We start from the raw sequence: 14452 nt of genomic DNA on the forward strand, positions 1-14452 counted from the left end.
TCGGGACCGAAGGCATCGGGCTCGAATTGGCCGCTGGCGAGGCTCGCGGTCTGAAGATTGGTCATATGCGCTTCATCGCCTTCGCCGAAGAGCAGATAGGTTGCGATCTCCGGCTGCTGGTAGTGATGCGCGAAGGGTCGAAACATGACCATTCGCCCGATCGTTGCGGTGAAATCCCCCGCGATCGGCCGAACGACTTTGATTGGATCCCACGGAAAAAAGTGCGGGTCATCGAGGAACTCGGGTGGAAAGGACGGCATTCCTTGAAAGATGTTGGCGCGGAAGGTCGGTTTTTCGCCGGCCGGGATCGCCGGGATGATGAAAGGATCCTGCGCATGGTTGCACATCACGATGAAATCGCCCGGATTGTTGCGCCGGACCTGTCGGTACTCCTCCAGAACGACGTCCGGCAATTCGACACGATAGGCGATCTGATACTTATGCACCTCGTGATGGTATTGCGTCATGTGAATGGCAAAGACATGTTTGTCGCCCACCAAGGAAAAGGCATGAAGATGCGGGGGATTGTCGACAACCGTGGCGAGCTGTGGCTCAACGGCCGCCGATGGAGCGGGTGCTTCGTGATGCATATCGTGCGACATCTTGCATCAGTCTCCTTCGGTCTTTGAAGCGCTCAGGGCTTGCGGGTTGGTCGGTGGCTCGCCTACGGAAGGCAGGTTTGGCCCCTCGTAGGGCGATGACGTACCCCGGTAATATTCCCTGCCGTAGTCATACTTGTGCTGTTCGATCACGTAGGCCGCAGCTTCGCGTGCCACATTGCCCAAGGCCTCAATCACCTTGGGCGTGAAATCCCCCTGTTTCGTCTGGGTCAGCCAAGGGTTTTGCTGGGTTGATATCAAGAATTTGATTCCCACGCCCGGTTCGGGGTTCACGCCGATCCTGCGCGCGTAGTGATCCACGAATTCCTGCCCGTAGACGTCGGGGTCGAAACTTGATGCGGTCACCAGAAGATCGACTTCGGGGACTCCTTCGTCGCTGAACTTCTGCATGCTCATGGCTTCGAACATGCGTTCGTTCATCTCGTTGAGCCGCGAAATCTTGCGGTTCTGCGCGTATCGGTCGATGTAGTTGAACGTATAGGCCACGATGCATTGGTCGGAGCCCATCTCGGAAAACAGTTCGCGCAGTTCGAAATCCTGTGCCAGTGCCGCCATCAGGTTTTCGTCGTCGGGCGCGGCAAAGATCTGGTCGCGGATCATGCCGATCTGCTTGCGGACCTCGGTACGAGTTGCGCCGACCTTCTCCGCGGGCAAGCGCTGAAACGTCGTGACGTAGAACGGATCTTCGGGACCCGCCATGCTGACCAGCCCCGCATAGAAGCGCTTGCTTGCGAACATGCACTTGCCCAACAGTGCGCCATAGCCGGTGCGGTCCGCCGGTATCAGGCTATGCGATAGGTAGACCGCGGTTGCCGCCGCACCGGGCTTGGAGCCTTCCACCCCGTAAAAGCCCACCGATTGCGCGATGTCACCATGCTGGACCACCGGCGAGGCGAAGGCGATCAGGTTTCGAAGCGCGCCATTGCGATAGCACAAAGCGCCGGCTGGATAGACCACGAAGCCGCCCTTGTGAGGATCGACCGTGATCGTGTCGCAATACTTCAGGGCGCGGTATTGCCGGCGCACATATTCATTCAGATGCAGGCCTGGCGCGAACATGACGTTCCGGCGGTCAAAGATCGCCTCGGATGTCCAGTCCTTCAGTTTTTCAGCATCCGGCACGCTGTCGGGATCGTCGACCCCAAAGGCTTTGACCATCTGGCGTTCGATATCGGCACGCTCCGTGTCGGAGGTTGCGGCATCGTATTGCCTGTCAAGGTTCGACTCGCGCAGCATGGATGCGAAATACCCGCCCCAGGCTGCGTCGGCATGGAGCGAGAACTCCAGCCCACGTTCGCGGAACTCGTTGCGAATTTTGACAATTTCATGCAGCGGATCGACCGCGCTTTCTTCTGTGCTGCCGATGACGGCGACCACCTGCACGACAGGACGTCCCTCCTTCAGGCAGTCTTCAAGCATGCGTCGCAGATAAACCGGGTCCATGCGGGCATCGAGATCGACCTGAATGCCGTGCACTGCCGCGCGACCAAGCCCCAGCAGAGAGCCCGCCTTGATCCAGGAGTAATGCGCCGTGGCAGGCGTCATGACTGCGGGAGCAGGCGTGTCTGGCAAGAATCTCCGGTGAAACTCCAACAGCCCGAGGTCCTGAACGGAGTAAGAGGCGAGCGCCGCCTTGAGCACCTCCTCATCGATGCCGGCAGTTTTGGCGATGCGTGTGGGCAGTTTGATCGCCTGGTCGATCGGCAGGTTCAGCAGCGTCCAGGTGTCGAGATCCAGAAGCCGGTGACGCTTGCCCTGTAGCGTCGTGACGGTCACATCCCGCGCCTGCGCCATATTTGGGTCATGGCGGATCGCTGCAGCCAGTCCGACCGCCAGATACTTGATGTTGCGCGCCGCCCACATACCTTCGATATTGGCCACGCTCCCATCGCAAGTGATATGACCCCAAGGCCGGATCGCCCCGTGTCTGACGTCCTCGCGGTTGGGGATGGTATAGCCCAGCATCCGACAAAGATCATCGCCCACTTCCATCTCAAGGGCCGTCGTGATCGGCGAAGCTTCGGGTGTGCAGTTGTTCTGATTGTAAAGCATCGTCGCAAAGTATCCGACGACGCTGGGAAGGGTCGTGTCCCAATACATGTGGCTCTGGTTGCGGTAGCTGGCCATTGGCACGGAGCCCTGCAGAAAGCCGAGAATCTCTTTGAACCGGGATTTGAACATTTCCCGTCCAGTGTTGAAGCCGGCGTCCTCGAGTTCCTTGATCGAGAAGGTTGTCGGATCATCCGGTTTGAAGTCGTGGCGGGACTTGACGGCTCCGTCGATCGCAAGCGTTATCATCTCGCGAAGAAAGTCTTCGTTCTCGGCCTTTGGTCCCAGGAACCAGGCAGCGGGAAGGCTGCCGCCGGGACGATCGAGGCTCAGTTTGTCCTGAAAGAAGTCTCGCCGAAATTCGTCAATATTGCGCACGATTTTTGTGCGCTGCCGACTGATAACCATTCCTATCTCCTTATTTTAGAAACTCCGTAAGTTACATGATCAACCCAATTTTTTACCTACGGTAACGACTAATGGACACTTTCTCCACAAAAAATTTTTATTACCGCCATATCGGTTCAGTACACATTCAGAGATGGTATGCGCCCGATATTCACACGATTCCCGCTACGTATGATTTGCTTTGATCCCGGGTCGGGGCAGCACCGAAGATCGCGGCCCCGTGGATGGGCTTTGCAAGATGCACGAGTAGGAGAATCGGCGCAGCGTCATTTTTGAGCAAATACCGACTTTGCGTTCGTGGGGAACGGCCGGTTCGACGTGCCGCGAAGCAGCATTTTGGACGCGATCTACGAGGTCCTCGGGAGATCAAGGTGCAACTTTGCAAATGGCGCTTTCTGCGCATTGCTGCCGCTCATGTCCTCAAGCTCGGCTGACGTTCCTGATAGAAACCGTCAGATGACCGCAGGCAGCCCTTTGCGGACGATCATTAGCGATCCGCGAGCCCGGATCAGCAAAGGCCGATCGGCCGCCTAAGTGGATACTGGGCGCTATGCCACGCTGTGTGCCGGTTGACAACAAGTGGAAGCGTCTTGGTGATCACGAGGTCATCCTGGCGGTCGGCATGCCGCAGGCTCTGACACGGCGCAAATGGCGCACGATCGAGGTGCACGCCTGTCCGGTGACTGGATGTCGCACCACCTCGTGAACCTTTTAGCGCTTGGAGGATTGACAGACGAAGGTTCAATAGATCACGGTTGTCTTAATCAAAGCAAGATATTGGCTGTATCGTGTGTGTGTGTGAGAATGACATGTTAGGATTTAGTAATGTCAGCGTTGGATCTGTCGCCTCACCACTTGCCGCTGACGTCTGGCGTCGAGAGCATAAGAGAGGTAGAAAAGGGCCAGTGTCTGGGAGTATTGAATCTAGAGATCTCGCTGTCTGCCATGTTCCAAAGGCACGCCCTCTGCGCCGGGACAAGATAGTTGCTCGAAAAATACTGTGCTTACGCAATGTTGTGAGTGCGTGTTTTCCCCAGGCGGTGGAACATACCTGTGTAGTCTATAACGATTTGAGCGTTCCCGACCGAGAAGTAAGGGTTGCGATCATCGTAGAGGTGAACACGGTGCTAGGTGGATCAGAAGAAGCACGAATGAAAACTAGATGTGACAGGCGCGTTGTCCGGCCCCATGGTGAGCCTTCCTCGCCGCTATCCATCGACTGCTCGCGCCATTGTCATGCGTGTTTCTGCGATCGCGATTATAACGGAACGAAAGAGGCTCGATCGGTCTTACCGGGATTGTGCAAAACGGCCCCGGCGGGCTTGGACAGGGCTCTTATCGATTAGATTGGGCCTCATTTGAGCAGTCCACGGACTACACGCGACCCTTGGAAGGCGAAACACTTGAACCACTGACTAGTTCGGGGGACATTGCTATCAAACGGCAGGTCAGTTGGGAGATGTCGGCCGGAGGCGGTAGACTTGATAGGTCTTGGTGAGAACATTCGCGAGAGTAAGCGGGAGAAAGCTGTGAGCGGAAAATTCAGCTACGAAGCATCAATTGAAATTGACGGTAAGAACGTTGGCATTCCGGTTTTTGCTGAAGGCCCTGCGTTCGATGCCTTTGAAGCTCAAATGCAATATCTGACAGATAATTTCTACATCCGTCTGGAAGAGGGAGTATCCCTCAGCGAAGATGGAATTGCACAGGCCATCGGGGCGAGCAGGCTCCTCGAAGATATTATTCGAAACTCCTTTTCCCAAACGTTCGGTCTGAGCGATGACATCTGGGACCTGCACGCACATGCATTCAATCGGGTCAACGATGAGATAGTGGATGCAAAGCTCGAATATGTCGACGTTTTTAATGCGGTTTCGGGCGATAATATTGGGCCGGACCTGTTGACTACAGCAGGAATAGAAACGCTGAAGAACCTCCCTTCAACGGTGGTCACAAACCTCGCCGACAAAGCAATTGCGGTCAAGCTGGCAGCCGCCGGCGGCGCGTTAGCCTCAGTTTCAACAAGCTTTGCACTGGCTACGACACAGGCAGCATATGAGCTTGGGCGACTACAGTCCGGTTCGACAGATGTACTTTCTGCCAAATTGATTGGAACTTCGCTAGTAGCCGCCGAGGCGCAAAATACTATTCTTATAGAGGTGTTTAGAGATCTGAGGGATACACTCGTTGATCTTGGCCCGATAGACTCCAGCCTCCGCGCAACCCTGGAAGGAAGTAAGCTTAGCACGGAGCAGCTAGAACAGATTTCCATTCAGCTCTCGGGTGCCAAGGAATTCTTCGCACTAATGAATGCGCAGGTGGCCCTCATCGAAACTGGGACCAATTACCTCGAAGAGCGTATACCGAACGGCTCTTTGTGGGACAATTTCAAGACAGTTGTCTCTAACCTTGCTAATGCTTCGACCCTTGGTAATCCGATAAATGATGCTTCTTTTAATTGGGACAGCCTCACTGAGGCTGCGCAATTGACGCAGGATACAATAGACGCTCTTGGCGATTCCGCAACATGGCAAGATTATGTCTCCCTAACGCTGGCAGAGATGTTCGAGTCGAACCAATTCCTGAGCGGCGACAACGCAGAGGCGATTGAGACACTTCGGTCGGTCCAGGGACTGACGCTCGCCGGGGACTTGGCAGAAGCCTTGGAAAACGCGAGGGATCAGATATTTACGACAGACAACCTTTCGGCTGGCATAGAATTTTTCAGCGAGGATATGCTGTCTGACTACCGCTTGATCGCGCCTGATGTCGATGTGCTAATCGACGTCGGATCACCGGATCTGGTCGCGCGTGGCGTGACGGTTTCCGGCACATCGGCCGAGCCTAGGGACACGTTCAAACTCGACTACGAAGTCGAAAACATTGGCGACGCTTACACCGGGACCACCCTGACGGGTATATTCCTCTCGAACGACCCCGATATAGACCCTGCCGACGACGAGCTGCTTTCATCCTACATCACTCAGCTCGACGCATCCGAGACGGAAGTGGTGACGGGTCGCGAGATACCGTTGCCGGACGATCTTTCGAACGGTGACTACTGGGTAGGGGCGGTGGCCGACTATGATGATCGCGTTACGGAAGGCAACGAGTCCAACAACGCTTCGAATGGCGCGCCCATCACGATTGGCGAGGCAGCGACACCCCCGGAGGACACTGGGCCGAAGCTTGAACCTATTGGTGACACATCAATAGATGAGAACACAACGGGACCCATTTTGGCGGTTTCAATTACTCATCCGCAAGGTTATCCGGTTAGCTATGGCCTCGACGGTGACGACGCGAACGCATTTGAAATCAACCCGGAAACGGGTGTCGTGAAGCCTGTAGTCAGTCTCGATTTTGAAACCCCGGTAGATACCAACAGTGACAATGAATATGAACTTAATGTGATTGCAACAGACTCCAACGAGGAAAGTGATGCGAGCGACTTCATCATCACGATTGAAGATTTGAATGAGGCTCCAAAGTTAACAATGGAAGATCTGTCTTTCGATGCGATAGCAGGTTTGATTTCTGCAGACTTTTCTGTTGTTGATCCAGAAAATGATAACGTCATGATTGAAACAAAGCTGCTGAACGCGGGCGATGCCTCGAATGTCAGTTTGGGCGGGTACGCACTTGAAGAAGGCGAAACGATTTTATTGTCACCTTCAGCACTTACCGAAGGCGTTTCGTTGAGTGGAGTCCATGCAGGGAATACGCCGAGTTTTGGTTTTCGTGCTGATGACGGTGAACTCAAATCCGAATGGAATTTTGCTTCAGCCTACATACCTTGGAGTACTTCAGAAAAAGATCCCGAGATTTCCATCGAATTGCTATCAAGTAGTGGAAATGAAGATATTTTTGGTGTTTTTGTAAGGCCAAATGAGAGCGTTATATCACTTGATTCGTACTTAATGCGGTTGATAAATCATGATCAAGTGAGCCTTTCGATGTTGTCGGTTTCGGGGGGAATCACGAATGAAACAGATTTGGACCAAGGAATTATCAGTTTTGGGGGCTTGTTCCTTTCAGAACTAAGCAGCGTCGAAGGAGATTTTAATGAACCACTCGCTCGCTTCGCGACGACATTAGCGCCAGAAAATGCTCCTGTAAGCGTCAGCTTATCCGACGTCGTGATGGAAGGTGACTTTGGTCCAGTCGACGTCGCTAATCCGCCCAAAAGCAGTTTTGGGTATACTTTTGGCAGTAGAGTAATGGAAAATGACCCGGAAAATGAGCGGGTGACCGGCGTTCTTGAGGTTATCGACGCAGATCTTAATAGCGCAAGGTTTCAAGATCCCGGTCGGACGGCACTTGAAGGGACATGGGGTGAATTTTCTTTTGATCCCAGAACCGGCGAATGGGCTTACACACTGGACAATGACTCCGAGGCGGTCCGGGCCTTGCCCTCCGGCGAGGAAGTCACTGACAGCCTCACTGTCACCAGCCTCGACGGAACTGCATCCGAAACTGTCAACGTTACTGTAGAGGGTAGCGGGTTTAGAGAACCGGATGATACAAGTACCCCTATAGTAAACATCGAAGGAGTTGTTTTCGACCGCTCCGGGAGTGAGCTTAGCAATAGCGTTGTAACCTTTACCCCTAGTGGTGCCGACGCGGTCTCGACCACGACTGATCCTGATGGACGCTTTGGTGTCGAGGTCCCTCAGGATGCTTCGGGCCGTCTCTCCGCGATACGCAGCTATGACCAGTCGACCGACCCAGCAATCACGGCATCAGATGCGCTCAATGCCTTGCGCTTGGCGGTTGGCTTGAACCCCGGATTTGGCGAGGCAGGAGCATTTGATTTCGTCGCTGCGGATATCAACCAAGACGGCAGCGTGACCGCAAGTGACGCGCTGGACATCCTGCGCTTTGCGGTTGGGCTAGATACTCCAAACATGCCTGAATGGGTTTTCCTCGATGAAAGGCAGGACATGTCGGGCGTTTCGAGTGAAACCGTGGATTACGAGACCGGAATCGATATTGACCAGTTGACCGCAGATGCAAGCATGGAGATGACCGGCGTTCTTCTGGGCAGCGTTCAGGAGTACGCATGAGAGTCATGCGATTGAGCTGGGTAGCCTAACAGATTTGCAAAGCCCGCTTCCTGCGCAAAGCGCCTCTCAGCCGGCTCGACCCGCTCGGCGTTCCTGACGGAAACTGTCAGATGACGGCAGCCAGCCCTTTGCTGACGGTCGTCAAAATGTTCGCCGTGGAGGTAAGAACTTACCAGTAGGTGGGGAGCGGGCCCATGCAGGTTCGCTTCTGGTGGGGTGCACAGTGGGCGAAGCAGCCATTCGGTCTGTGCAAAGATGTAAATGGCGAAGCCGCGTTATGGGCAAGGGACGGATGGGTTTGACGCCAATGTTGGAACAGACGCGGCACATTGGCAGGTTTGTCCACAGCGATACTTTTTATCGTTGACGAAGGAATCCATCGCTAGTTGATTAATCGCGAGAAATCAAAGCCTTTTCGGCAAACGATATCTACAAAGAGGAAAATTCACCATGGCATCGCAAAAAGGCCCCGGCGACGGCTCGGTCTGGTCCACAGGCACAGGGTCCGAGTTTCCGAATGGTTTTGCGTTCGCGGCGCTGAAGGCGGACGGGTCGGTTGTGACATGGGGCGACAGTACCCGGGGTGGCGACTCAAGCGCGGTGGCCGATCAGTTGTCAGGCGGCGTGACTGATATCTTCTCGTCCGTGAATGCCTTTGCGGCGCTGAAGGCAGACGGGTCGGTCGTGACATGGGGTGAGAGCCGTTGGGGTGGCAACTCCAGCGCGGTAGCCGACCAACTGTCGGGCGGCGTGACGGATGTGTTCTCGACCGGTACCGCTTTTGCGGCGCTGAAGGCAGACGGGTCGGTCGTGACATGGGGCGACAGTACCCGGGGTGGCGACTCAAGCCCGGTGGCTGACCAACTGTCGGGCGGCGTGACGGATATGTTCTCGGCCGTACGAGCGTTTGCAGCGCTGAAGGCCGACGGGTCGGTCCTCACGTGGGGCGACAATTTCAAGGGTGGCGATTCCAGCGCGGTGGCCGATCAGCTGTCGAGCGGCGTGACGGATGTGTTCTCGGCCCGTCACGCCTTTGCGGCGCTGAAGACGGACGGGTCGGTCGTGACATGGGGCGAGAGTCGTTGGGGTGGCAACTCCAGCGCGGTGGCCGATCAGCTGTCAGGCGGCGTGACGGATGTCTTCTCGGCCGTGGATGCCTTTGCGGCGCTAAAGGCCGACGGGTCGGTCGTGACATGGGGCGACAGTACCCGGGGTGGCGACTCCAGCGCGGTGGCCGACCAACTGTCGGGCGGCGTGACGGATGTGTTCACGGCCGGTTCCGCTTTTGCGGCGCTGAAGGCGGACGGGTCGGTCGTGACATGGGGCGACAGTACCCGGGGTGGCGACTCCAGCGCGGTGGCCGACCAACTGTCTGGCGGCGTGACGGATGTGTTCTCGGCCCGTCACGCCTTTGCGGCGCTAAAGGCCGACGGGTCGGTCGTGACATGGGGCGAGAGTCGTTGGGGTGGCGACTCCAGTGCGGTGGCCGACCAACTGTCGGGCGGCGTGACGGATATCTTCTCGGCCAGTTCCGCCTTTGCGGCGCTGAAGGCCGACGGGTCGGTTGTAACGTGGGGCGACAATGGCGGGGGTGGCTACTCCAGCGCGGTGGTCGATCAATTGTCGGGCGGGGTGACGGATGTGTTCTCGGCCGTTAATGCTTTTGCGGCGTTGAAGGCCGACGGGTCATTAGTGACGTGGGGGGACAGAAACGGGGGTGGCGACTCCAGCGCGGTGGCCGACCAGACCTCCGCTGGCGTGGTCGGACTCGCGTCACCGTTTGCAGATCAGCAGATGCCCGAAATCGCGCCCGGCGATGGTGATGACGAAGGCGGTGGACCCGATGCGCCCGGCGACGGAGACGGCGATGATACGCCACCCGTGGAAGTCGGCGATGATGTCGAAATCGACACGTCGCCACTCTCCGTGTCGGCGCTGGGGGGATGGGTCGATGATGGCGCTGGCGCGCGGACCAATGCCTCGGGCAGCGATGTTTTCCTTGGCCATGCCGAAGGCGCGACGGCGCTGCTGCGGGTGGAGAACGGTACGGTCGGCGTATCGTCGTCGGGCCGAGTCACGGTGGATGGAGACGTGTACGCGGTGCGGGGCGCGCAGGATCGGCCGCTTTTCTCGGGCAGCTTCAACATCGAGCCAGGCGCGTTGGCTGCGACGGATTTCACACCTCAATTGAGCGGCTACGGTCTGCTGAACGATCTTGTCGCCATCAATTTCTCCCAGCTCAGCTTTTCCGAGGACAAGGTTTCACTCGGTGCAGACCTCGACTTCCCGACCCCGTTCAATGCGCTCGACACCTCGGGCGGGCCACTCACGTTGCGATATGGTGCTGACGGTCTGTCCTTCGGGCCGGGACGTGTGGGGACATCCGACTGGCTGCCAGATTTCAACCTGCCGCTTTCTGCCGGCACGCCGGTCGATTTGTCGTTTTCGGACCTCGGGGTCGATTACGACGGGTTGGACGACAGCTTGTACCTGAGCGGCACGGCAACGCTGGGCTGGGGCGGAACGCTCGCCGATCAGTTCGGCACGCTGGGCGTTCCCGCACAGGAGCTGAAGCTAGACCTTGCCGGTGACCGCACGGGGGACGCTCTTTTCCAGCGTGGGGACAAGTTCATTCGTCTTCGGCCCGACGGCGACGAGCTTGCCTTCGACGTGGTCGGCGACATCGGGTATGCCAGCGAGGCCGGGTTCCTGCGCGAGATGAGCCTGGGGCTGGACACCATCGAGCAGAGCTTCAGCGGCCGCGTGACCGGTGCGCTCGGCTTTTCGGACAGCCGCACCCTGACGGGCGAGCTTTCGGGGTTCTGGGATCCTGTCGCGATTGACAGCGTCAGCTTCGGGTTGAGTGGGCTGAACTATCCCGTGGCGACGACCGGTCTGTTCCTGCAGGGTGGAGCGCTCGGCGTCGATGGGCTGGCTTCGCCTGGGAGTGGCGGATCGGGGGAGCGTAGCTACTCCGGACAGGTGGATTATACCTATGGCAGCGCGGCGGGCGGAGTGCCGACTCCGATCCGGGGTGATATTGGGGGCAGTTTCAGCGCTGACAGCGTCGCCGGCAGTTTCTCGATCCGCTCGACCCCGGAGTATATTCTGGGCGATAGCACCAGCGGCGGCATCCTTGATGTTATGGACAGATTTGGTGTCGACGCTTCGGCAGCGCTTGATTTCGAGATCCTCGATGCGTCGGGCAGTATCGAGGCGAACTTCGCGAACAAAAGCCTGAACGCCGAGCTCGATGCTTCCATCCTTGGTGGCCTTTACACAGGCAGCGCAGACCTCGCCATGTTCGAAGATGCCGGTGTCAGGACACTCGAATTCGGCGCGCGTGGCGCTGTTGAATTTCCCGAAACATTGCCGTTACTTGGCCCGCTAATCGGCGGTAGAAGCTTGGCCGGTAATGTGGCGCTCGAATATTCGGCCGATGGCAACTTCAGCAACGATTTCATTGCTGCTTGGACGACAATTGATTTTGGACTTTCGGAGATCAAAAAGGGGTTACAGTTCTCTTTCGATGGTGATTTCAGCGCATTGAACACCAAAGCGGTCGAGAAAATCGCGAGCTGGGAACTGGGTCCCGAGATGGAGATCGCAGTGATGTCGGCGGAGTGGGAAACCCCTCGCGCGGATGCCGAACTGATCGTGATCACTCCCGATGGGACGCGCCTGTCGGAGGCCGACATCGTAGCGCGCGAGGATATTGCCATCGCCCCGGGGCTGACGACCGACACCTCGCGTCACGTCGCGCTCGAAACGCCCGAGGCCGGCATATGGGACATCGAAATGGTCTCTCCCGATGGCCTCGGCGAGGTGACCTATTCGGCGAGCGATATCCGCTCCGGCCCGACGCTCGACTTTGCGGTCGCCGCAGACGATCGGGAGGCGGAACTGGCCGAGTTCACGTTGATTGCGCAAGGGCTGACCGCAGGTTCGGATATCATCCTCAAAGCGCTCGCGAACCGTGATGACGCTGCCGGTGTGCGCCTTGAAGTAGAGGCGTTGCAGTCTGAAGACGGCTCGCAGACTGTTACTTGGGATTACAGCGACTTCGATCCAGGGATCTATCACCTTGAGGCGGTTGCGCGCGGTGGCGGCGTTGCCCCCGAAGGTGCCGTGACCGAGACCACTATCACCGTTGATGCGCTGATCAGCGGTACCATCACTGGGTCGGGCGGCGCCCCGCTATCTGACACGGCGCTGCGCTTCTCCGTGGACGGCACGGAAAAAGCGGTTACACAGACCGATGAGCTGGGGAACTTCACGCTGCGTGCACCGCCCGAAACCGCTGGGCAGATTTCGCTCGAACGGTCTGTCACCGCAGATGACATGGCGGATATTACCGCGTCCGATGCGTTGGAGACATTGCGCCTTGCCGTGGGCTTGGATCCGTCTTGGGGCCCTGCCGATGGGGCCGATCTTGTCGCAGCCGATTTCAATGGCGATGGCAGGGTGACTGCCTCCGATGCCCTCGACATCCTGCGCATCGCCGTGGGACTGGATACCGGAGACAACCAGCCACGCTGGGTCTTCGGTGATATCGAGACCGAGGGTATGAATGCAGGAAACGTGCGCAACCTCGACAACCATGTCGACATCGCCGCCCTCACCGCAGACACACAGATCAATGCTCAAGGCATCCTGGTAGGCAACATGGAAAATTACGCTTGAGCCAGTTTCCGGCAGTATTGATCTGTCAGAAATGCAGCGACACGCCTTGTAGCTCGGTTCGTTGAAGCATCCCGGGGGCAGCCTTTGTTGAGTGTCCGGTATGGGAAACGCCGTGCAGTGATACGCCACTTGTGCGAGCGACCACAAAGGGCTGGTCACGCTGAGCAGGACGATAAGGCTTTGCAACTTTGCTCCGGCGGCTTACTGCGCATTACTGCCGCTCGAGCCCGGCATGGCGAACGGCCCCCTGTCGCTCCATCCAGCGGAACTGATGCCGAATGGTCGGCGGCTACTCCCTCTCCGCGGCTTCGATAGGCGTTTTCAGCGCGCCTCGAGCCTCTTGTCGCCCGCATCATGCCCCACGAGCCACTCATCAAGCTTTGACCAGCGCCGCCGCCCCGAGACATTCTTCACGGCGATCGCGACCGCCTTCTTCTGGCCGACAAGAACGACCAGTTTCTTGCCGCGTGTGACGCCGGTATAGATCAGGTTGCGCTGCAGCATGGCGTAATGCTGGGTCATGACCGGGATGACCACGGCAGGGTATTCCGAGCCTTGGCTCTTGTGAATCGTGGCGGCATAGGCCGGCACGAGGGTATCGAGTTCGCCGAACACGAAGGTCACTGTCCGCCCGTCGAAATCCACAGCCACCTCGCCCTCGTCAAGATCGACATCGTCTATCATGCCGATGTCGCCGTTATAGATGTCCTTGTCGTAGTCGTTCTCGATCTGCATGACCTTGTCCCCGGGCGCGAAGGTCCAGCCGAACCGTTCGACCTTCTTCTCTCCCGCAGGATTCAACGCGGCCTGAAGCTCGATGTTGAGCGAGCGTGCCCCGACGCCACCACGGTTCATCGGACATAGAACCTGGATGTCCTTGATGGGATAAAAGCCGAAGCGGCGCGGGATGCGTTTGGAGACGAGCTCCACGATCCGAGGCACGGCCTGTTCCGGGTCAGTGGCTGGCACGAAGTAGAAATCCGCCTCGCCATCAGGCGGCGCAAGATCCGGTATACGACCGGCATTGATGGCATGCGCCGTGGTGATGATCTTGCTCTGCGCGGCCTGCCGAAAAACCTCGGTCAACTGGATCACGGGCACAGCGCCGGAGCCGATGATGTCGGCCAGAACCTGACCGGGACCGACCGAGGGCAACTGATCGATGTCGCCGACGATCAGCAGCGCCGCCGCGTTCGGCACGGCTTTCATGAGCGATTGCATCAACAGCACGTCGACCATCGAGGTTTCGTCAATGACCAGCAGATCGCAGTCGAGCGGGTTCTCGTCATTGCGCTTGAAGCCGAAGGCCCTGGGGTCGAACTCGAGCAACCGGTGGATGGTCCTGGCGTCCATACCCGTGGCTTCGGACATGCGCTTGGCCGCGCGGCCCGTGGGCGCGCAGAGGAGCAGCTTCACGTCCTTTGCCGCCAGGATGCGGAGGATCGAATTCACGATGGTGGTCTTGCCGACGCCCGGACCGCCGGTGATCACCATGACCTTGGACTTGAGCGCGAGGCGGACGGCCTCGGCCTGGCTGGCCGCAAGGGTGAGACCGGTTTTCTGCTCGATCCACGGCAGCGCCTTGTCGGCATCGATGTCCGGCCATGGCCGGGGAGCTGCGCGGAT

At 57.8% G+C, this 14452-nt stretch carries 6 protein-coding genes; 3 read left to right on the forward strand and 3 right to left on the reverse strand.

Going from position 1 to position 14452, the window contains the following annotated elements; translation table 11 throughout:
- Positions 1–602: hypothetical protein (locus ACROSR_RS19020; RefSeq protein ID WP_432687466.1), on the reverse strand; the 602-nt coding region annotated here is incomplete at its 3' end.
- 6 nt (positions 603–608) lie between these two features.
- On the reverse strand, positions 609–3077 hold the full coding sequence (locus ACROSR_RS19025) for a pyridoxal-dependent decarboxylase (RefSeq protein ID WP_432687467.1): 2469 nt from the start codon (positions 3075–3077) through the stop codon (positions 609–611).
- 562 nt (positions 3078–3639) lie between these two features.
- On the opposite strand from ACROSR_RS19025, the gene ACROSR_RS19030 reads away from it, so the two are divergent.
- From ACROSR_RS19030 to ACROSR_RS19040, 3 genes are all read left to right on the forward strand, one after another.
- Positions 3640–3783, forward strand: coding sequence for a hypothetical protein (locus ACROSR_RS19030; RefSeq protein WP_432687468.1), 144 nt, complete (start codon positions 3640–3642; stop codon positions 3781–3783).
- Positions 3784–4606: 823 nt separating this feature from the next.
- Entirely contained in the window at positions 4607–8143 is a 3537-nt protein-coding gene (locus ACROSR_RS19035) for a VCBS domain-containing protein (RefSeq protein ID WP_432687469.1), read from the forward strand.
- 750 nt (positions 8144–8893) lie between these two features.
- A complete protein-coding gene (locus ACROSR_RS19040) occupies positions 8894–12826 on the forward strand; it encodes a hypothetical protein (RefSeq protein WP_432687470.1) in 3933 nt (1310 codons plus the stop codon).
- Positions 12827–13147: 321 nt separating this feature from the next.
- Here the strand turns inward: ACROSR_RS19040 and recD2 are convergent.
- Positions 13148–14452 (reverse strand): SF1B family DNA helicase RecD2 (gene recD2, locus ACROSR_RS19045; RefSeq protein ID WP_432687471.1); only part of this gene is annotated, 1305 nt, incomplete at its 5' end.

The organism is Roseovarius tibetensis (genome assembly GCF_050896375.1).
Classification (GTDB): Bacteria; Pseudomonadota; Alphaproteobacteria; order Rhodobacterales; family Rhodobacteraceae; genus Roseovarius; species Roseovarius tibetensis.